We start from the raw sequence: 20,882 nt of genomic DNA, 5'->3' as shown, positions 1-20,882 counted from the left end.
TCAAATTTATGGATCAAGAATATCAGAATATTTTAGTACCCGTTGATGGTTCAAAGGAATCCGAATTAGCTTTACACCGTGCAATTTTTGTTGCTAAGCGGAATGGTGCACATATTGACATTTTAAACGTCATTGATACGCGGGCAATGGCTTATAATTTTGCTGGCATGTCTGACGGCAGTATCGCCTACCAATTAGTTGATAAGTCTAAGGACTACTTAGACGGCTTAATGAAGTCCGCTAAGGCAAAGGATGACTTTGATAACCTGGATATCCATATTCGGTTGGGGAACCCAAAGACAATCATTTCCTTTGACTTTATTCATGATCACCATAACGACATGATTATTATGGGAGCTTCAGGTCTGTCCAGAATGCAGCGAGCTGTTATGGGATCCGTTACTTCTTACGTTAAACGGAATGCTCCGGTAGATGTCTTAGTTGTTCGGACTGATGTAGACAAAGCCAAATAAATTTAACTAAGTTATAAATTAGGAGGTTGGGAATCAACTCAACCTCTTTACTGTTTTAAAGAACGCAGTAGCTGGCTGGCAGTTCAAAAACTGATTTATCAGTCTTTGACCAACCTAGCCCTCTTTGCGGAGGTGGGACTACGGACTAGACAAGCTAGTTCTGTCCCACTCTCTTTTTTGATGACAACACAAAAAGCGCACGGCAAGAGTTAATTTTCCTGTCGTGCGCTTAAATTGTTAGCAGTGACAATTATTTGTTTTCAAGGTCCTTCTTAGTAACCTTCAAAACATTGTCCTTTGAAGTGACCTTGTCGCCCGCCTTCATCAGCAGGTTAAAGTCGAATTCCTCACTGTTAGTGACGGTAACGATGACGGTATCATCGAGCCCGGCTTTCTTGATGGTTGGGTCCCAGAATTCCATTAATTCATCACCCTTGTCAACGTGTTGACCTTTGGTGAAGTAAGTAACGAAACCAGTACCGTGCAACTTAACAGTGTCGATTCCAATATGAATAAGCAGTGCAACACCGCTATCGGAAACTAAGCCAACCGCGTGTCGAGTGGAGAAGGTTGCCCGAACAGTTCCGCTAAATGGTGCATAAACTTTACCATCTGTCGGCTTCAAAGCAAATCCTTGCCCCATGCTACCATTGGCAAATGCTGAATCGCTAACGTCCTTGAGGTTAACTAAGGTACCAGCAACTGGTGCAGGGATTTCGGTAACACCTGGTTGCGGTGCTGGTTGAGCAGTGGCTTGAGTATCATCACTATCAGTATCACCAAGGTGTTTACCCCAGGTCTTTTCAAGTTGAGCCACGATTTTATCATGGGAACTTTCATCCAATTTAACTTTCAGAGCGAAGATAATGATACCAACAATAATTAAGGCAATTGGGATTAAGAACATGTAGATCTTAAAAACAGTAACGCCGTGAGCGGTAATAGTAGCCGCGGTAGCACCACCGGTCATACCGGCAGCCACAGTAGCCATTCCAACAACACCGTTAGCAACCGCACCACCGAACTTATCAAGCAATGGCCGTACGGATAAAGTCAGTGATTCATCACGGTGACCTAACTTCAATTGACCATATTCAACAGAGTCGGTAATAGTCATTAGAACAACCAGGAAGATAATTGGTTGTGGAATGAAGAATAATTCGGCACCGATCAAAACCATTACTAATGATTTACCGGCAAAGGCGAAGATAATAGCACCAAGGACTTCAAGCGAAGCGGCACCATAGAATAGCTTGTGACGACCAATCTTACCAGAGAAGAGTGGGAAGGCAAAGACAGAGATAACACCGACAACTGTGTTCAGACCACCTAAGATGGAGAAGGCCCGTGAGTTGCCTAAAATATAAGTAAAGTAGTATAGTTCAAAACTATTTAGTAAAGTCTGACCAGTAGTGAAGAACAGGTAAGACATCGCAATTGCAAGAAGCTGATCATTCTTAACCAGGATCTTCAAAATGTCCTTGAACTTAGTCTGTTCCTTGTTTTCACGAAGTAATGATTGTTGTTCGTGGGTAAACATTCCCACACCAATTGCGGTGATAGCGGAAATTGCAGCGACAATAGCAGCAAAAATAAACCAACCACGGTCATCACCAGTTCCACCATTTTGTTTGATGGAGAAGAACAGAACCATTGGCATGATCACGAAACCAATGATCTGGCCACCGATGGTTGAGCCAACCCGAGCGAAGGTAGCAATCTTATCACGTTCATGTGAATCAAATGACATTGCCGGAATCATTGACCAAAAGCCAACATCATTAAAGGAGTAGAACACGTCCATAATGATATAAATAATAGCAAATAGAACTAAATAAAGATATGGACTCGTGAGGTTCAGGCCACCCATTGGCGTAAACAGAACAGCTAATAGGATAGCGGAGATAACACCACCGCCAACAACCCATGGCTTAAACTTACCCCAGCGGGTGTGGGTCCGGTCAATTGCGTTTCCGATCATTGGATCAATAACTAATTCACCAATCCGCAAAATCAGAATAATCATTGTAACATAGCCGACCATGCGGTTATCAAAATGTTTGTTACCAGAATCAAATAGGTGACCGGTAACATACATCATAAAGTAGGTAGAAAGTAATGCAAAGAAAGCATCATGTCCGAATGCCCCTAGCGAATAGGCAATACGCGAGCGGACAACATGTTGCTCTTGCTTTGAATTATCCATATTGACTCCTCTTTTCTGCAACAACTTTGATATAACTTACAATTGATATGGTAAGCGTTTTCACTAAAGATGTCAATAATTTTTTAGTAAAGTTTTACGAAATTACAGGATAATTTTTGCCGTGTAATGGTGCACAAATTCTTTGATTGTTCTTTAAAAAGCTAATTATTGAGGGAAAAGATGATTGTTGGGCCTTCTTTAATCAGCTAACGGTAAAAAGAATAGTAAATTTTATAAAGAAAGTGGCCATCACCGTTTGATGATGGCCACTAGAATGAAGTGTTAAATTAATTATTTTATTGTTCCTTGTACCAAGTGTAGTGATAATTACCTGGCCGATCAACTCGTTCGTAAGTGTGAGCGCCAAAGTAATCACGTTGAGCTTGTAGTAAGTTAGCAGGAACCACGGCTGCCCGGTAAGAGTCGTAGTAAGAAATAGCAGCAGAAAGAGCCGGAACAGGGACACCGGCCTTAACGGCTAGGGCAACCACGTCTCGAATAGCTTGCTGATACTTCTTAGCAATGTCCTTGAAGTAATCATCAAGGAGAAGGTTCTTCAGGTCTGGGTTCTTATCAAAGGCATCGGTAATGTTTTGTAAGAATTGAGCTCGAATAATGCAACCGGCACGCCAAATCTGGGCTAATTCACCCATCTTCAGGTTCCAGTGATATCGTTCTGAGTCGATCCGCATTTGTTCGAAGCCCTGGGCATAGGACATTACCTTGCCGAAGTAGAGAGCTTGACGAATCTTTTCAATCATTGCTTGCTTATCCTTAATGGCTGGAGCGTCGGTAACTTCTGGCAAAACCTTGCTTGCGGCTACCCGTTCGTCTTTCATCATGGAAATGTAACGAGCATAAACGGCTTCAGTGATTACGGATTGTGGAGCACCACCTTCGAGGGCAGTTTCGGAGCTCCACTTACCAGTACCCTTATTGGCACCACGGTCTAGGATCATGTCAACGATTGGCTTGGACTTGTCGTCACCAATGTCATCCTTGCGTGTCAGAATGTCAGCGGTGATGTCAACCAAGTAAGATGACAGTTCACCCTTATTCCATTCGGCAAAGGTCTTGGCGATATCGTCAACTGGCATCTTCAAAACATTCCGCATGATGTTGTAACTTTCGTCAATTAACTCTTCATCACCATATTCGATCCCATTGTGAACCATCTTGACATAATGACCAGCACCATTAGGGCCAACGTAGGTAACACATGGCTTGCCATCTTCCTTAGCCTTAGCAGCAATTTGAGTCAGAATTGGTTCAACCAGGTCATAGGCCTCTTTTTGGCCACCAGGCATGAGTGCTGGACCGTGAAGGGCACCCAGTTCACCACCGGAAACACCCATACCAATGAAGTTAATGCCGGACTTGTCAAGCTTGGCGTTGCGGGCCATCGTATCGTGGAAGTTAGTATTTCCACCATCGATTAATACATCACCCTTGTCGAGTAGTGGTAAGAGTTCGTCAATAACTGCATCAGTTGGTTTACCGGCCTTGATCATCATTAAAATTCGTCGTGGCTTTTCCAGTGAGTCGACAAAATCTTTAATGGTGTAGCTTGGAATAAGCTTTTTATCGCCGTGTTCCTTCATCATTTCGTCCGTCCGGTTGCGGTGACGGTTATAAACACCGACGGTAAAACCGCGACTTTCAATATTCAGAGCCAGGTTTTTACCCATGACTGCTAAACCAACAACACCAATTTGTGCTTTTTGATCAGACATTAAATTCACGCTCCTCATAAAATTTGTGATTAAATTCACAGTTACTATTATAGCAAGCATTGAAAAGACTGCAAAGGAAAACACCTATAAATAGAAAAACTGGTAAGAAACTTAAGCTTCTTACCAGTTTTAAGATTATTTCTAAGTATTTGAAAATTAAAAAGTTTATTAGTGGTTAAGTCGGTAAACCCACTTACGACCATCACGAGCAAGCAATTCATCAGAAGCAGCTGGTCCCATGGAACCAGGAGTGTAATTAGGGAATTGTGGCTTTTCAATGTCCCAAAGCTTACGAATAACGTCAACAAACTTCCAAGCATAGGCAATTTCGGCCCATGATGCGAAGTTAGTGTGGTTACCTTCCAAAGCATCGTGGAAGAGTCGTTCGTATGGTTCTGGAGCTTCCTTCTTGTCAGAATCACTTTGCAGGTAACTTAGGTCGACCGGCTGAGTGACGAAGCCTTGGCCTGCCCGCTTAGCATTTAATTGCAGAGCAAAGCCAGACTTTGGTTCAACAAAGATCGTCAAAACGTTGGAGTTCAATGATTGGTCACTTTCGTTCCGTGGATCGGCGAAAATATCGATCAGTGGCTTCTTGAAGACCACATCAATTCGAGTGAACTTGTCGGCTAACTTCTTACCAGTCCGTACATAGAATGGCACACCAGACCAGCGATAGTTATCGAACAAAAGCTTGGCCGCCACGAAGGTTTCAGTTCCAGAGTTTGGATCAACCCCATCAGCGTCCCGGTAAGCTTCTGTACCATTACCGGCGTCGTATTGGCCCCGAACAAAGTTAGCAGCGGCTTCGGATGGAGTGTAGACCCGCAGAGAACGCAGAGCCTTAATCTTTTCTACCCGAACGTCAGAATCGGTAAAGGAAACTGGTTGTTCCATGGCTAATTGGGCAACAATCTGCATAATGTGGTTTTGAACCATGTCACGCAGGGCACCAGAATTGTCGTAATAACCAGCCCGCTCTTCAACCCCTAATTTTTCACTTAAGGTAACTTGGATGTTGTCAATATACCGGTTGTTCCAGAGTGATTCAATGATTGTGTTACCAAACCGCAAAGCTTGGATATTTTGAACCATTTCCTTACCCAAGTAGTGATCAATCCGGAAAATTTGGTTTTCATTAAAGGTCTTCGACAACTGATCATTTAACTTCTTGGCAGAATCAAAGTCTCGACCAAATGGCTTTTCAATGACTAGTCGGTTGAAGCCGTTATCACTTAACAGGTCTTGCTTCTTTAAGTTCATGGCAATGGTACCAAAGAATTGTGGTGCCATAGACATGTAGAAGAGACGATTACCATTAGTACCAAACTTCTTGTCCAGTTCAATGATCCGTTTCTTTAATGCAGCATAGTGTTCAGGCTTCGTAACGTCATGTGCCTTGTAGAAGAAATGCTTAGAGAAGGCTTCTGCTTCACCTGCATGAGTCTCCTTGACATCCTTGATGGAATCACGAACAACCTGTTGAAATTCTTCGTCGCTATATTCGTGACGTGAGGTTCCCAGCAATGCAAAGTGGTCAGCCAGATAGCCCTTTTGATAGAGTTTAAAGAGGGCGGTGTATAACTTCCGCTTAGCCAGGTCACCAGTTGCCCCGAATAACGTAATGACAGCTTTATTTTCTGTAGCCAAAAATGTTCACTCCTTCTGATATTTCAGAAATTCTATAACGCCACAATTATATACTTTTTATGATGGTTCTGCATTAAAAAAGGAACCGTTTTCTTTGATCAAAAGGAGAAATAAGAAATGGAATACCAGAGTCGAAAGGCGCTATGATCACACTTTGCTAACCGCTTGACAATCAGTGGTCTAAATCGAAAAATTATTCTTGATAATATATTATATTTTGAATATAATTTTATTAAGATAATATTCAAATTCTGGTATATTAGGAGTAATTCGATGAATTATACATTAATAGTAATAACGTTCATTGCAGTTAACCTAGATTTCTTTTTTATTTTATTATTTTTATTGGATCGTTACCCTACTCATGATGTCATCGTTGGTTATACAAGTGGAGTAATTCTTTTATTAACCATCAGCTGGTTAATTGGCAGAGCTTTAAATGACTTTTTGCCTGAATGGGTCTTGGGAGTACTTGGCGTTTTGCCAATTTATATGGCTATTCATGATAGCGATGAGTCAGCGCAAAGAAGTCAAGGCTATCACCCAATTGTTGCTACTTTTGTAACTTATTTGGCAGTTTGCTCTGGGTGTAATCTTTCAATTTTTTTACCAGTATTGATGGATCAACGTGGTTCAAGCTTTATTACTACTTTGATCTTGGTAGTACTGCTTACGATTTTAGCTGTTTTACTGGTTAAGTGGTTGGGAACTCGCTCGATAGTTAAGCAAGTGATGAGTAAGTATGGAGACCGATTAATGAAAGTTGTTTACATCGGTGTTGGCTTATATGTTTTTTATGATAGTGGGTTATTTAGTCACCTTCTAAACTTGATATAATAATTAAAAGGCAAAGGAGGATTTAACTATTGTTACCAGCCCATAATTTGCTTGATGAAGCGGCAGTAATTTATAAGGTATTGGGAAATAATACTCGGTTAATGATTCTGTATTATCTTCGCTATCAAGAGAAAGCAGTGGCTGTTTCTCAAATAGTAGATGATCTGGGATTGGCCCAACCAATTGTTTCTAAGCAATTAGGAATTTTGTATCGTTACCAACTAGTTTGTCGACATAAAAAAGGAACACGAGTTTTTTATGCCCTTGATGATCCACATATAGTGGAAATGACTGATGGTATGCTTAATCACGTCCGTCATGAAATCAACGATGAACCTCATCCCAACAAATAAGAAGTAAGACAGTAATCGATAAACGAATCCTATCTTACTTCTTATTTTGTTGATATTTAAATGTATTGGTGACGTTCAGCAAGCACTCCACAAACGGTAAAGAAGAAGGCCGCAATCATAATGACGATAAGGCTGGCAACCCAATTGTGGGTCTGTGCGTTAAGGTTACCGACAATGACCGGACCTAGGGCGGAGATCAGGTAGCCAATGGATTGAACCATTCCGGAAAGATTACGGGTGTCGGCAGCACTCTTGGTTTTGAGCCCAAACAGCGTCATTGCTAAAACAAAAGTAGTCGTAGTTCCGGCACCGAGTAATAAGGCAACGACACAGAAGTAGGCAAATGAACCGATGTGGAAGAACATCATCAATGTTCCTAGCATTGAGACGATCCCGGCAAAAAGCATGATCGGCTGGCGATTGTGCATCCTGGTAGCAATGACCGGAATCAGGAAGGCAAATGGAATTGAGAAGAGTTGAAGTAATCCCGCAATCAAACTAGCTTGGTTACTGGTTAACCCGGCATCCATGGCAATTGATGGTAACCAGGCAACGATACTGTAAAAGACAAAACATTGTCCACCAAAGAAGAGGAGTAGCCACCAAGCATCCATCTTTTTCCACATGTTAGTACCTGTGGTTGTTTGCTTGGCTGTTTGTTTAGTAACCCGTTCGTTGTATTTGAGATTGGGTAACCATACAATGGCCGTTATTAGAGCAATTGCACTGATGATTGTAACGGCTACTTGCCAACTGCTTTGGTGAGTAATTGGCGTGATTGCATAAGCACCAATGGCTGCAAACAGCGTCATCGCCGTATTGTACATTCCAGTAACACTACCGATCCTCGTGGGATATTTATCTGAGATGATGGCAGGCAAGAGGACGTTGATACAAGTAATGGCGATTCCTACCATAATGGTTCCGACCATTAAAGAAGTAAAGTTGAGGATCCGAAGATAGGAGCCGATAAACATTAATACCATCGCAATTTCCAGTGTTAATTCATTGCCAATTTGACGAGCAATTGAGGAGACAAGTGCTGAGAGAAGGCCGAAACAAAGCAGGGGAATGGTAGTTAGAATTCCCAGACTAGTTGGGGCCACGCTAAAAGTGTGGGCAATTTCTTTAATTACCGAGGGGATGGCTGTAATTGGCATGCGCATACAGACGCCGAGCAGGAGTAGCCCCAGAAGTAGGAAGGGGCTGTGTTTCTTTACTTTTTTCACAAGATCCATCCTTTCATATTTAAATTAAGTAAAACCTTAAACTAAGCCAAACAAGATTATTATAGCATAAAGCATTTTTAGTCGCGATTGAATAATGAAAGAAACAGCTTCCCAGTTAGTCAAAATTTGACGCCAATAAGTGAAAACCATATAATCAACGATGAAGAATGCTACGGAGGAAGATCATGACGACAAAAATATACCCGTACCTCACGTTTAAAAACGCCAAGAAGGCGATGAAATATTACGCCCAAGACTTTGGAGCGGAAATTACATTCCATCAGCCATTAAATGCTCAGCAGGCCGAAAATCTCGGAATGCCAACAGACAGTGAACATCTGCAGCAAACAACCTTACGTGGTGAGTTTACTATTGCTGGGCAAAAAATTATCTGTGCTGATGCAACGATGGGGACTCCTCAAACATCAAACCTGATCTCAATCATGCTGAACTTTGCTGATGATGTTGAAGCAGCACGGCAATTGTTCAATCGTCTAGCTAAGTCTGACAATCAGCGAGTAACGGTACCCTTTGGTGAATGGGTATTGAATAGTCAAATGGGACAAATTGTTGATAAATATGGAATTACCTGGCTAATTACGGCCGGAGTTAATACACAGAATTAGTAATGATATTTTGACCATTATCGTGATGCTAAAAAGGGTTGGTAAGGAAAATTTCTTACTAACCCTTTTTTTATCTATCTTTAATAGTGTTTGGAAATACTAATTTTTAGGCAATTAAGCATTAACCGCTGACCATCGTTTCTTGAGAATGTCATAGATACGTTCGGCATCCTGGTTGGTACCGCGTAATTCGTAATCGGCTAAGAATGGTGCAGCAAATTGCTTGGCATACTTACGGGCGGTTAGGCAGTATTGTTCATTAAAGTTACGGTTGCCGCTGCCGACTACCCCAATACACTTAGGAGCATTATTACCATCCGCAATATATTCCCCGAGAGCATTAGTCATGATTTCAGTAAAGCCAGAATCAATACCATTACCACCGGTTAAATAGGTTGGCACGAAAACAAAGAAGGGCTGCTTTTCCTTAGCCGGAATTGTCTGATCGCTGATCTCCTTGGCCTTAATGAGGGGGTTCTCTGGATTGAGAGCATGTTGCTGTTGTGCATACTTGGTTAGTAGTTTTAAAAAAGCACGAGTATTGCCTTCAATTGAAATATAAATGATATTGATTGGTGTCATTATGTATTCTTCCTTTTAGATGAACTATTGATTTGAAACAAGTTAATTATACAACACCTAAGATTACAGTTAGCAGATAACTGTTAGCCATAAATGATAAAAAATGGCCAAAAGTTCTTTGCTGATGAGCATAAAATGCTAAAATTAGAATTAGGAATGTGATATGAGGGGGGAGCAAAATTGAGCAGGATCGTGTTAAATGATTTAACTTTTGAGGCCAAATCGGGCGACCAACTTGAAAATGTTTCGATGGAATTAGCATCACCACAGATGATTGCAATCTGTAGTAATGATCAAGGAGCAACTACCGCGCTCGAGCAACTGGTTATAGGGAACGGCAAAATCCTGGATGGTAGTATTATGATTAATGATCAGAATGTTAAGGATCTGCGGCATCATCATGGTACTAATATTATTGCTAGCCTTGCAATGATTGAATTACGAGGTCACAAGGTTGAGAAGGTTATTAAACGCGCCCTGCGACGACAAGCAAACGCCTTATCGCTTAAAGCCACCTTGCAGATGGCCCAGTCACTAGATATTCATGCTGATGATCGTGTGGCCACGCTGACTGCTATTCAGCGTCAGGAATTGAAACTGATCATTCTTTTAGCGCTACGACGACCAATAGTAATGTTAGAAGATGGGTTAGATACCTTATCAGGTAAGGCCCGGTTGACAATGGGGCGCCTACTCCGGGATTATGTTCAAAAAACCAATTCGCTGGTGCTCTTTACAAGTAATGACGTTTCCACAATGATGCGCTTTGCTGACGTGATTTATTACTTTAGTGGTAGTCGCTTAACCTCTGTTCGTCCCCTGCGTGCTAGCGATGGGGTAGACTGTACGGTAACGGTGACTGGTACCGGTTTGCCAGTTGAATTAGCGGTCCGAATGGGCGCCCACCTATTGGAGGAAGCACCAAACGAAACGCGCTTCTTATATACGGGTAATATCCAAGCCCTACTACCCCTATTGGAAAAAAGTACGATTACGGATGTCAGAATCGAGGACGCCTCAGTTGAGGATGAATTAATGGCCTATTAATAATGGGGGAATAGAATGACAAGAGTAGTAATTGTTAGTCATCGTCGTGATCGATTGGCACGATTGTTGATGGAGAATGTGTATTCGGCGGTGGTATCCAGCAATTTTGACCTAGATTTAGAAAATGGTGATATTATTTGCTGGTTACCCTTGGTTAATGAACCGGTTGATGATGAAGTCCAAAAATTGGCGCAATTGGTTGATCGGTCATTATTTCCACCACGGAAGATTGTGATGCTTTCGATGGCGGGAACGGCCGATGACGCGGCACCGGAACAGTTGCAACGATGGTATGGTAGGAAGGCACAACAATTTGTGTGGGCACATCAGTACGCTATCAAGATGATTGATGAGTTGGAATTACCATACGTAATTGTACGGACACTACCGCTTACAAGAGGCACACAACCAGTTCAGATAGTTGATGAGGGCCAGAAGATGGATGGTCAGACGGTGACTGATGAACAGCTGGCCCGGGTGCTGCAAACGGCACTGACGACGACTCATTATGATAACCATTCAATTGGTGTGATGCCAAAGACGAAATGAGGGAAAAACATGGTGAAAGAATTAACTGATTACCAGCATTGGCAGCAAAATTTACGGCAGGTTCGTTTGCCGCGGTGGAAGGAGTTGCCGAGTTTAGGTCTCTATGTCGATCAGGTAGTGACGGTGGTTAATGAACAGTTAGCTTATTTTGATATTGAGCCATTAACGAAAGCCATGGTTAATAACTATGTCAAGAAAAAAGTTATTCAGGCACCCATTAAGAAAAAATATGCAGTTAACCAACTGGTAGACTTACTTCTAATTGGCTTCTTTAAGGTTAGTTTCAATATTGATGATATCCGAGCGGGAATTGCTCAAGTGACCGTTAGTACTTATCCTCAGCAAGCTTATGATCACTTTGTCGCCGTTTTGGAAGCTAAATTGACTGGCCAGTCAGCAGCCGCAAGCAACCAGTTTGATGCTAGTAGCCAAGAACTAGTAGGTTCAGCGATTGATGCGGTCTTGGCACACCTAAAAGCTGAGCATATTTTTGCCGAAATGCATCATCAGCAACGACCATTAAAAGTTGAAAAAGGCTAAATTAATGTCAGAGTGGTGATTGAATGAAGTGGTACCACTCTTTTTGTTAATTTCTAAATTTTGTTGCAATTGCAACAAAAAGTGGTAGCATAATGTGTGAGGAGATTTTTATCGATGATCGATATTTTAAGGGAAATTGGAATGATTGAACGAGCGTTAGACTCAATGTCTAATATTGAATTTAAACAGATCGGCTTGGCACGGGGACAATATCTCTATGTCGTGCGGATCTACGAACATCCCGGAATTATCTCTGAGCAATTATCGAATTTGATAAAGGTCGATCGCACCACTATTGCCCGTGCCGTTAAAAAGCTTGAAGAGAAGGGCTTTATTGAGCGGCGAAATGATCCACAGAATAAAAAGATTAAGCGTTTATATGTCACTCAAAAAGGAAAGGCAATCTATCCCTTTATTATTCGAGAGAATCGTCATTCCAATGCGGTGGCCTTGCGGGGCTTTAGTGATGCGGAAGCACAACAGGTCCATGATTACTTAGTGCGAATTCGTCATAACATTGATGGTGATTGGAACCTGGTGAAACATGGTGGCAAGCGTAAATATTAGGAGGCTTTAACGATGATGGATAAAACAGTAGTCGATCCAAGTTTTTGGGAACTCTTCCCGGATGGTCAGGTTAACATTATGTATGTCAGTGGCATTGATAATCACGGTACAGATAAGAACGTAGCAGAACGACAGCAGCTCTTGGATAAGGCAACCAAAGCGGGCCAGCAATTTTTAACTAACCCGACGTTCCGTTTGAACCCGGTGATTGACCAATGGCGAAAGGCTTACCAACAATTTAAGAAGAAGAAAGGAGTTCGTTCCTCCGTTGAAGCCTTATTAAAACGGGCTAGCAAGGGACACCGGTTTGAACCAATTGACCCCATGGTTGATGTCTACAATAGTGTTTCAATGACTTATGGGGTACCAGTGGGGATGGAAGACCGTGATAATATTCAAGGAGCAATGCACCTGGGTAAAGTCGACGGTGGTCAAGCCTTTCGTCCAGTCGGGGCTGAAGACGATGAGCCAACCCTACCTGGTGAAGTGTGCTGGTATGATGATGCAGGAGCGGTCTGCCGGTGCCTGAACTGGCGGGATGCTCAACGGACGATGTTGACTGACGATTCTAAAAATGTTGTGGCCGTTATAGAATCCGTTAATGCTGAACAGGCTAAACGTGCTAATGATGCCATGAATGAACTAGGCCGATTAATCAATCATTACTTTGGAATTGATGCTAATAAAATTAAGATCTTTCATTTGACTAAGGATGCCCCCGAAGCGGTGGTCCCGGATGAATTAAAATAAAATAAGGGGGAATCTGCAATGCGGCAAGATATCATTCATGATCAAGCAAAGATTTCTTGGATTTTGGATCAGTGTCAGATCCTTCACTTGGGACTGACCAATGACCGCGGGAGTTATGTGGTTCCAGTTCACTATGGCTACCAGGAAGGGCCTGACGGTCAATACACAATTTATGTTCACGGGACTAGTGATGGTGAAAAGGCCACTGCCCTTGACCGGGGACAATCGATTGGTTTTGAGACTGATCATGGTCATGAAAACTTGATTTATGCCCATGGCGATTTTAGTCCGTCTTTCATGAGTGTTATCGGTAATGGCATTCCGCGGCGTTTAAAAGAACCAACCGAAAAGCTGTTTGCTATTCGGACTTTAATCCACCACTACGTTAATGAACTACCGCTAGCACTATCACCAGCTGATATGGGGCCAGTTGCTGTCTGGGCAATTAAGGTCACTAGTATTACCGGTCGTGTTCACCATCCGACCCCAGAATGGTCAACGGCCTTGGGCTTGCCGGTTGAAAAACGTTATGGTAAGCATTATGAACATGGTGCGGTAGTAAAAGATGATTCGGCTAAGCTGGATTTAGACCCGACGTCAGAGACCGATGCTTCTACTAGTGCTTCGCAAAAAGATAATTGAGTAAATAAAATAAGTAAAGGGACTGAAAAGTATTGCTTTTCAGTCCCTTTACTTATTTATTTAGTTTTGGTGGTTTGTCGTCGTTGAACATCCTCGGCTACTAATTTGTAAATAGCTGCGAAAAGTGGGACGGTTAGCATCATCCCCAGGACACCTGAGATTCCACCACCAACGATAACGGCGGCGAAGACCCAGACGCTTGGTAAGCCAATGCTCTTGCCCACGACTAATGGGTAGGTAATTCGGTTGTCGAATTGTTGAAGAACAATGATGAAGATCAAAAAGATTAGTGATTTGAACGGCGAAACGGCGAAAATCAGGATTACTCCAATGCTGGCTCCCAAGATGGCCCCGATAATGGGGATTAAGGCCCCAAAGAAGGTGACCACCCCAATCATGGAGGCGTAGGGCATCCCCAGTATTTTCATGCCGATAAAACAGGCAATGCCAAGGATAGCAGCATCCTTACATTGGCCAACGATATAGTTGCTATAACTCTGGTCAAAAGTTTTAATAATGTGCATAAAAGGTTGTTTAATTTTCTTGAAATAGGTATCCATTAACCGGTAAAATTGCCGGGCTAATTTTTCCTTGTAGATTAATAGGTAAACGGAAAAGAAAATGGCGATTATCGCGGTCGTAGCTGTTGAAATAATTGACGTTGCGGTTGACATGATTTTCTTTATCGTCCCATTTACCCCATAACCGAGTAATTTACCGACCTTCTGCCAATCCAGGTGCTGTAAATCAATGTGTTGCCAGGTCGTCTTAAACAAACTATTCTGTTGAATGAAATGGACGAGCTTGCCTAGTGATTGGTTATGACCGGTAAAGAGCAACCGGATGCAGCTAGTTAACTCGGGAATGACCAACCGGATGACCAGGGTGATAATAATGATAATTGAACAGTAGGAAAGAACAATTCCAAACAATCGTTGGTAACGACGGGCCCATGGTTGAGAAAATAATTTTCGGTAGAGGCGTTCATATTGACGAAGAAGAAGGTTAACAAGATAGGCAATGACACACCCTACCAAGAGTGGGGTGGCGGCAGACATGATCGTTGTAATGAATTTTGCCACCGCGGGCCAATAATTAATCGCTAAAAAGAGGATAAACAGTGCCAAAATCAGGGAAAGGTGGTGTCGGCTGATGTGTAGTTTCATGGATTAACCTTTCTTGGATTGAAGCTGATGATAGACTTTTAACAAGTAATCATGACTAGCCAATTGTTCTCGACAATTGGTCTGGTTGTGCAGATTAATCTCATAAATACTGGTTGCTTGGGGATTGAGTAATGGGAGTACCCCCGCCCAATCGATTTTACCGGAGCCTAATTGTAGGCTATCGTGAGTTTGGCCCATCGAATCAACGAGGTGGTAATGAACCACCGCGGGTGCAAGGTGCTTGAGCGAACGTTGAAGCCCGGCATTGTCACCATGAAGTTCGATGAAACAATGGGAGGTATCAAAGGCAAGCCGGTAATGGTGAGTCAGAATTTCGTCTTCTTGGTCGGGGTGACCATAAGCAAAGACCGGAGCAATCGAATTTTCAAACATAATCTGTTGACCACCTTCATTAGCGAAGCGATCAAGCCGCTGGTAAACCGCTTGCCGTGCATCTTCTACAGTTGGATACAGATCAACCATGTGTTGGACTTCCGGCCCAGAATAGCCACCGTGGACGAGGATTTGGACATTTAGATCATGACCGAGGCGGATCAGTTGTTCAGTGGTTGTTTCAATGAAGCGGTAGAGATCAGGATAATCCTTTTCCGGTGCTACCACTTCGGAATGATAATCATGAAACTTCATTGGGTGGTGAAGAACAATGTGTTTGATACCTTTAGATTGAACGTATTGGACAGCATCGTAAAGGCGACGGTAACCATCTGGGGTAAAGTCACTGGCGGCAGTGAAAAATTCGTAAACAGATGGTTGATGCTGCAGGCGGTCATCAATCTGGATACGGGCACTGCTTCCTTTAAGACCAAGCATGGGTTGAAACATGTTTAAAATCTCCTTTATAAACTAACTACTTTTATCATAGCAGACTTTACTGGGGTCGGCCGGGAATCTCGTAATTTTAATCAGTGAGAATGTTTGAAAAAAGGACTAGGGAAAATAGTAATTTCACCTAGTCCTTCATTAATTTAATTATAAATTCTTGTCCATGATAAAAGTTAACTTAGATAGTTCTAGGCCATGCATAATTAGTTTAGCCATCAGGCCCTTGGTCCGCTTAGCCATTTCGGCGACCATTTGGTGGGTTTCCTTACTCAAATAAGCACTGGCTTGACCGACAGCCATTCCCTTGACTTGGGGAGCGGTCTGGTTAACCCAACGGTAGAAGTATTCCCGTGAATCCTTGAGGTAGTTAAGGTCGTCTTGGGCAAATTCGGCATGGTGGGATTCAACGATCATCGAAAGTGCTCGGTACATCCAGTAGGCGCTCTTAAGGTCCATGTTAAGCTTCTTAGGAGTCTCCCGGTAAGAAACATCAATGTCATCGGCATTACCAAAGAATGGAACGTACGGGGTGAAGGTAGGAATCCCGAAGCTCATCCACATAATCGTAGAAGCAGCTTCTGGCAGGTCATTTCGAACTTGCAGGACATGTGAATTCTGGGTCCGGTTAAGTGAGATTGGTCGGAAGAGATGACGTTGCTCTTCGGTACCTTCATGACCTAGCGGATCATATGGGGTGCCCTGGTAGTGGCTACTGAGAACCTTTTGGACGTCCGCTAAGGTGAGCCGTCGATTGGACCGCATGATAAATGGTAGGTCAAAATCCATTGGGTCCTGATTAACACCTGGGTTTAACACCTTGTGGCCATACCATTGCCGAGGTGTATTGTAATGTTGGTCGAAGACATCGGCCGTTCCGAAGATATGACGGAAGTTCCAACCATGTTTATCAGGATTAAGGTGGTTCTTTTCAACAAACTCTTGAATGCCTGCGGACCACATGAAATTGTCGGGATCATCGAAGTCAACCTGCTGAATGGCAACCCGGTTTCCGGTAACTGCGTAAGCATCATCGGGGATCCGTTCAGCAACCCAGTGGTGACCAGTAACAATTTCCATATACCAGACATCATCTTTGTCAACGAAGATAACCCCATTACCCTCGGCAGAACCATACTGCTTAATTAATTGACCAAGGTAAGCTACTCCGGCCTTGGCACTGTCAATGAAGGGAAGGGTAGTGGCAACAATCAGGTCTTCATTGATCCCACTGGTTGTGTTCAGGGGGTCACAGGCCAGAACCCGTTCGTTGGCATACACACTTTCGGTGGCAGACATTCCGACATTTTTTTCATTAAAGCCACTCTCGTCAAAAACCCCTTCTGTTTCATAGTTGACGTTTGGCGTTCCCTGGTAGCGGTAACCATCAGCTGGTCGGTCAACCACGCATTTATTGAGGTAGGCTTTTACCTGGTTGGGATGGTTGTGGTAAGCCGGATAGGTGACGAACCGTTGGGGCGTTAATGGGCCAAAGGTATCGTCATTACGAGCGGCCATGGTAGAACCATCAATGGTGGCGTCCTTGCCAACCAGGACGGTGGTACAGGCAGATAGGTTTTTCTTCATTTAGTTCAAGACCTTTCTTAAGTTTCTAATGTAACACTTTTTATTTTATAACCGCGCTTAATAGTGGGTCAATCGTCATTATTTTTGTTCCAGGTCAGCAAATTTAGCATGAACTAATTTGGCCAGCGCTTCGGCGTTAACTTTAATTGATCGACCAATTTTACCAGAGGAAACGTAGATCTCACCCTGTTTTTTCGCCACATTGTCGATGAAGATCGGGTAATGGTGCTTTTCATAAATACCAACAGGGGTATTAGCACCATGCACGTAACCGGTCGTCTTAACCAATTTCTTCAATGGGACCATTTCAACCTTTTTATTGCCAGAAACCTTAGCGAGTTTTTTCTCATCAAGGTGGTTGTCAATGGGGACGACTCCTACTAAGGGCCCAGTGGTATGGCCAGAGAGAACGAGGGTCTTGTAGATATGGTGCTCATCAATACCGGTATGATCGACGGACATGGTTCGAACATCACCATCCTGGTGGGTTGGGAATACTACCTGTTGGTAAGCAATCTTATTTTTATCGAGGATCTGTTCAACTTGAGTTTTCTTTAACTTGCTTTTTTTATTCTTTTTACTCATTATTATGTGTCCTTTCTTTATAAATTCTGGGGCGGACCAATTTTTACTGATAAGGTACCAATTTTTAACAAGTCTGTTATACTAGAAGACGAAAGTTAATTGTAAAACTAAATTGGCCCGAGGAGTTAATGACATGGCAGACTTAGTATATCGCTCCGTAATGCACGATATAAAACAGAAAATCCTAAAAAAACAATATCCGGGAATGCGGCTGCCAGATGAGCGAACCCTCAGTGAAAATTATGGGGTTAGCCGCAGCTCGATTAAACGGGCCCTGGGTGTTTTAGCGCAGCAGGGGATTATCTTTAAAAAGCGTGGCTCGGGGACTTTTATCAATCCCCTTTATTTGAAGAACCAGTCACTTTTTCACTATGAAGGCAATAACTTAGGAGTAACGGATAGTTTTCAACTCGACGGCAAGAAGCAGAGTATTAAGTTACTGGATTACCAAGTTATTCCTGCGAGTGCGGATATTCGGGAGGAACTCTTCCTTAATGATAACGAATTTGTGTACCAAATCAAACGGTTGCGGTTAATTGATAAGCAACCGTTCATGATTGAGACCGGTTTTATTCCTATTAAGATTGTTCCGACGTTGTCACCGGCAATTGTTGATAGCTCAATTTTCAATTATCTAGAGAAAAATAAAGGGAAGCGGGTAACTAAGTCGTTCATGACAATCAGTGTAGCGCCTTCTAATCAACAGGATCGATCATTATTAAAATTAGGTTCAACTGAGCCGGTTGGCATCATGGGTGGGGTCTTTTTCCTTGATGATGGGACACCCTTTGAAGTTTCTAATATGCGGATTCATTATCGTTACATGAAATACAGTACCTTTGTTAATTTGAATCGGAAATGATTAAGTGTTCTGCTCTTAGATTAATTGAATAGAGACAAAAAGAGAGTGGGGCAGAACTAGCTTGTCCAGTTCATAGTTCCACCTCCGCAAAGATGGCTAGGTTGGTCAAAAACTGATTTATCAGTTTTTGAACTACCAGCCAGCTACTGCGCTATAACATTTTCATCTTTAAAACAGTAGAAAGGTTGAGTTAATTCTCAGCCCCTTTTGCTTTTTAAAATTTTAACCATTGATAAGGTGACGGTGAACGCCTAAGAGATCCTTGAACCGAGCCCAAAGTAAGTGGAAAGTAAAGGCCGATAGGAAGGCTAAGGCAATGGTCAGGAAGGCTAATAGCGGGAAAAGGATCATCAATGGTAAGTGCCAACTTGCCATTAATTTCCAGCACCAATAGAGCCAGAAAACATGTGAAAGGTAAGCTCGGTGAGCATAGAGGGCAATCCAATGCACCATCGGCAACCACTGGTTACGAAACTTTTGAAGATAGAGTGCTAAGGTAGCAATCAAACTAATGGTAGCGAGATTATAAAATGTCATTGATGGTAAGTAATATGGGGCGTTAGTCAACTTAACCGGGAGGCCGTAATTAAAGAAGTTAAGAGTGACGTAGTAGAAGAGGACCAGCCAAATGTTAACCTGGGTAAGCCAGTGCTGGCGAAGCAGTCGTGTTAACAAGGGATAACATTGCCAAAGAATTGTTCCACCAACCGCAAAAATAACAAAGCTAGGAAAAATTCGATCGTACATATACCAGCTAGTCGCTTTAGGCCCATGAAAAACCTGACTGACATAGATGAGGCGCCAGGCCAATTCAAAGAGTAGGGCCCCGACCCCGGCGATTAATGCTCGTTGCCACCGTCCGTTGATCCACCGCGCTAGGGCCCAGAAGAAGGGCATGAGAATAATAAACTGAAGCATCATTACGTTGTACCAAAGGTGGGGTGCCGCGTTACCGTTGATGAATTGCCAACAAAAACTGCTTAAATTATTGTAATGGCCGTGTTGCTGAAGCTGGGGCAGTACTAAAAGATAGATGCTTGTCCAGATGATTGAAGGGACGAAAAGAACGTGCCACCGGTTTTTCATGAAATGGGGATAGTCTTTTAGACGAGCATTAGGGTGAGTCCGGATACTAGAAAAAAGAATTCCAAAGATAAAAGCTGAGGCACTGAATTTAACGACTTCATAAAGTCCGCCTAGGAAAAATTGTTGACCAACGGCGGGATGGTCAGCCATTAAGAACGAGAGCACCGATTGGGTCATCACCGTGGTGACCGCAAACATCTTTTCAAAGTCACCAATATCGGCCTGACTTGCTGAACCGAGTTGTTGCAAAAATTGACACTTCCCTTATTTTAATTGAATAAAAATTCTTCAAAGATTTATTATAACGTTTTTTAGGCATAGCGAATTAGTGTTTGCTTGCTAGACAGTTGAACGAAAAACGCAGATAAAAAATAATAAAGTTGAAGTTTAGGCCTAATAATTGGACCGTATCAATTTTCAAAAAGGTTGACTTTAAATAAAAAGCGTTTATTATAAAAGATGTAAATTGAATGATTTACGTTAGTTGTTTGAAGCAAACGAACGTATTTATTTATTCAGAAGGAGTGTTTATTAGAATGGCAGTAGATTACGATTCCAAGCAATACTTGGAAAGCGTTGACGCTTACTGGCGTGCAGCAAACTACCTTTCAGCTGGTACGTTGTTCTTAATGAGCGACCCACTGTTACGGCGGCCACTGAAGGCTTCTGACGTTAAGCCAAAGCCAATTGGTCACTGGGGTACAATTGTTCCACAGAACTTTATTTATGCTCACCTGAACCGGGTAATTAAGAAGTACAACCTGAACATGTTCTACATCGAAGGTTCCGGTCACGGTGGCCAGGTTATGATGAACAACTCATACCTGGACGGCTCATACACCGAAATTTATCCTCAATTTACTCAGGATGAAAACGGGATGGCTAAACTGTTCAAGCACTTTATAACTGCCTTTTTGGGCTATGACCCTTATGCAAGAAGCGGCTGGAATTCCGGCAATTCTAGAAATGGTG

The 20,882-nt window shown here is 42.6% G+C and carries 21 protein-coding genes and 1 pseudogene; 12 read left to right on the top strand and 10 right to left on the bottom strand.

The window, feature by feature from the left end; all coding sequences use genetic code 11:
• Window positions 1-8: 8 nt before the first annotated feature.
• Complete coding sequence (locus tag ACEYV4_RS03010) at window positions 9-473, top strand: universal stress protein (protein WP_373841959.1); 465 nt, start codon at window positions 9-11, stop codon at window positions 471-473.
• Window positions 474-723: 250 nt separating this feature from the next.
• On the opposite strand, the gene ACEYV4_RS03005 is transcribed toward ACEYV4_RS03010, so the two are convergent.
• The 3 genes from ACEYV4_RS03005 to zwf all read right to left on the bottom strand — a co-directional run bounded on the left by ACEYV4_RS03005 (window position 724) and on the right by zwf (window position 6,062).
• The gene (locus tag ACEYV4_RS03005) at window positions 724-2,679 is read right to left on the bottom strand and encodes a glycoside-pentoside-hexuronide (GPH):cation symporter (protein ID WP_373841958.1); all 1,956 of its coding nucleotides are present in this window, start codon (window positions 2,677-2,679) and stop codon (window positions 724-726) included.
• A gap of 296 nt (window positions 2,680-2,975) precedes the next feature.
• Entirely contained in the window at window positions 2,976-4,412 is a 1,437-nt protein-coding gene (gene gndA, locus ACEYV4_RS03000; protein WP_373841957.1) for an NADP-dependent phosphogluconate dehydrogenase, read from the bottom strand.
• A gap of 168 nt (window positions 4,413-4,580) precedes the next feature.
• The gene (zwf, locus tag ACEYV4_RS02995) at window positions 4,581-6,062 is read right to left on the bottom strand and encodes a glucose-6-phosphate dehydrogenase (RefSeq protein WP_373841956.1); all 1,482 of its coding nucleotides are present in this window, start codon (window positions 6,060-6,062) and stop codon (window positions 4,581-4,583) included.
• Between the two features lie 273 nt (window positions 6,063-6,335).
• Between zwf and ACEYV4_RS02990 the strand changes: the two genes are divergently transcribed.
• Window positions 6,336-6,899, top strand: coding sequence for a cadmium resistance transporter (locus tag ACEYV4_RS02990; protein ID WP_373841955.1), 564 nt, complete (start codon window positions 6,336-6,338; stop codon window positions 6,897-6,899).
• A gap of 29 nt (window positions 6,900-6,928) precedes the next feature.
• Window positions 6,929-7,252 (top strand): ArsR/SmtB family transcription factor, encoded by a 324-nt coding sequence (locus ACEYV4_RS02985; protein ID WP_373841954.1) that lies wholly within the window; start codon window positions 6,929-6,931, stop codon window positions 7,250-7,252.
• Window positions 7,253-7,308: 56 nt separating this feature from the next.
• Here the strand turns inward: ACEYV4_RS02985 and ACEYV4_RS02980 are convergent, their stop codons facing one another.
• Window positions 7,309-8,490 carry a CynX/NimT family MFS transporter gene (locus ACEYV4_RS02980; RefSeq protein ID WP_373841953.1) on the bottom strand — a complete coding sequence of 394 codons (1,182 nt, stop codon included), beginning with the start codon at window positions 8,488-8,490 and terminating at the stop codon, window positions 7,309-7,311.
• A gap of 176 nt (window positions 8,491-8,666) precedes the next feature.
• Between ACEYV4_RS02980 and ACEYV4_RS02975 the strand changes: the two genes are divergently transcribed.
• Entirely contained in the window at window positions 8,667-9,107 is a 441-nt protein-coding gene (locus ACEYV4_RS02975; protein ID WP_373841952.1) for a VOC family protein, read from the top strand.
• A 114-nt stretch (window positions 9,108-9,221) separates the two neighbouring features.
• Here ACEYV4_RS02975 and nrdI read toward each other — a convergent pair whose 3' ends face one another.
• A complete protein-coding gene (gene nrdI / locus ACEYV4_RS02970) occupies window positions 9,222-9,689 on the bottom strand; it encodes a class Ib ribonucleoside-diphosphate reductase assembly flavoprotein NrdI (protein WP_373841951.1) in 468 nt (155 codons plus the stop codon).
• Window positions 9,690-9,869: 180 nt separating this feature from the next.
• Here nrdI and ACEYV4_RS02965 point away from each other — a divergent pair, with 180 nt between their 5' ends.
• From ACEYV4_RS02965 to ACEYV4_RS02940, 6 genes are all read left to right on the top strand, one after another.
• Entirely contained in the window at window positions 9,870-10,736 is an 867-nt protein-coding gene (locus tag ACEYV4_RS02965) for a multidrug ABC transporter ATPase (protein WP_373841950.1), read from the top strand.
• A gap of 69 nt (window positions 10,737-10,805) precedes the next feature.
• Entirely contained in the window at window positions 10,806-11,285 is a 480-nt protein-coding gene (locus tag ACEYV4_RS02960; RefSeq protein WP_373841975.1) for an NAD(P)H-binding protein, read from the top strand.
• Between the two features lie 9 nt (window positions 11,286-11,294).
• Window positions 11,295-11,825 (top strand): DUF1836 domain-containing protein, encoded by a 531-nt coding sequence (locus ACEYV4_RS02955; protein ID WP_373841949.1) that lies wholly within the window; start codon window positions 11,295-11,297, stop codon window positions 11,823-11,825.
• Window positions 11,826-11,939: 114 nt separating this feature from the next.
• Window positions 11,940-12,392, top strand: a complete 453-nt coding sequence (locus ACEYV4_RS02950; protein WP_373841948.1) for a MarR family winged helix-turn-helix transcriptional regulator — start codon at window positions 11,940-11,942, stop codon at window positions 12,390-12,392.
• Between the two features lie 12 nt (window positions 12,393-12,404).
• Window positions 12,405-13,142: a B3/4 domain-containing protein gene (locus ACEYV4_RS02945; protein ID WP_373841947.1), complete on the top strand. Its 738-nt coding sequence runs from the start codon at window positions 12,405-12,407 to the stop codon at window positions 13,140-13,142.
• 18 nt (window positions 13,143-13,160) lie between these two features.
• Complete coding sequence (locus ACEYV4_RS02940) at window positions 13,161-13,784, top strand: pyridoxamine 5'-phosphate oxidase family protein (RefSeq protein ID WP_373841946.1); 624 nt, start codon at window positions 13,161-13,163, stop codon at window positions 13,782-13,784.
• Between the two features lie 56 nt (window positions 13,785-13,840).
• Here ACEYV4_RS02940 and ACEYV4_RS02935 read toward each other — a convergent pair whose 3' ends face one another.
• The 4 genes from ACEYV4_RS02935 to ybaK form a co-directional block, all read right to left on the bottom strand.
• Entirely contained in the window at window positions 13,841-14,950 is a 1,110-nt protein-coding gene (locus tag ACEYV4_RS02935) for an AI-2E family transporter (RefSeq protein ID WP_373841945.1), read from the bottom strand.
• A gap of 3 nt (window positions 14,951-14,953) precedes the next feature.
• Window positions 14,954-15,793 (bottom strand): TIM barrel protein, encoded by an 840-nt coding sequence (locus ACEYV4_RS02930; protein WP_373841944.1) that lies wholly within the window; start codon window positions 15,791-15,793, stop codon window positions 14,954-14,956.
• Window positions 15,794-15,940: 147 nt separating this feature from the next.
• A complete protein-coding gene (locus ACEYV4_RS02925; protein ID WP_373841943.1) occupies window positions 15,941-17,377 on the bottom strand; it encodes a C69 family dipeptidase in 1,437 nt (478 codons plus the stop codon).
• 78 nt (window positions 17,378-17,455) lie between these two features.
• Complete coding sequence (gene ybaK, locus ACEYV4_RS02920) at window positions 17,456-17,962, bottom strand: Cys-tRNA(Pro) deacylase (RefSeq protein WP_373841942.1); 507 nt, start codon at window positions 17,960-17,962, stop codon at window positions 17,456-17,458.
• A gap of 133 nt (window positions 17,963-18,095) precedes the next feature.
• Between ybaK and ACEYV4_RS02915 the strand changes: the two genes are divergently transcribed.
• Window positions 18,096-18,824 (top strand): GntR family transcriptional regulator, encoded by a 729-nt coding sequence (locus ACEYV4_RS02915; protein ID WP_373841941.1) that lies wholly within the window; start codon window positions 18,096-18,098, stop codon window positions 18,822-18,824.
• Between the two features lie 222 nt (window positions 18,825-19,046).
• Here ACEYV4_RS02915 and ACEYV4_RS02910 read toward each other — a convergent pair whose 3' ends face one another.
• A complete protein-coding gene (locus tag ACEYV4_RS02910; RefSeq protein WP_373841940.1) occupies window positions 19,047-20,159 on the bottom strand; it encodes an acyltransferase family protein in 1,113 nt (370 codons plus the stop codon).
• A gap of 221 nt (window positions 20,160-20,380) precedes the next feature.
• On the opposite strand from ACEYV4_RS02910, the pseudogene ACEYV4_RS02905 reads away from it, so the two are divergent.
• Window positions 20,381-20,752: pseudogene (locus ACEYV4_RS02905) on the top strand (hypothetical protein); the annotation flags it as partial.
• Window positions 20,753-20,882 lie beyond the last annotated feature (130 nt).

The organism is Limosilactobacillus sp. (genome assembly GCF_041859915.1).
GTDB lineage: Bacteria > Bacillota > Bacilli > Lactobacillales > Lactobacillaceae > Limosilactobacillus.
This window is presented reverse-complemented; position numbering and strand designations above follow the sequence as displayed.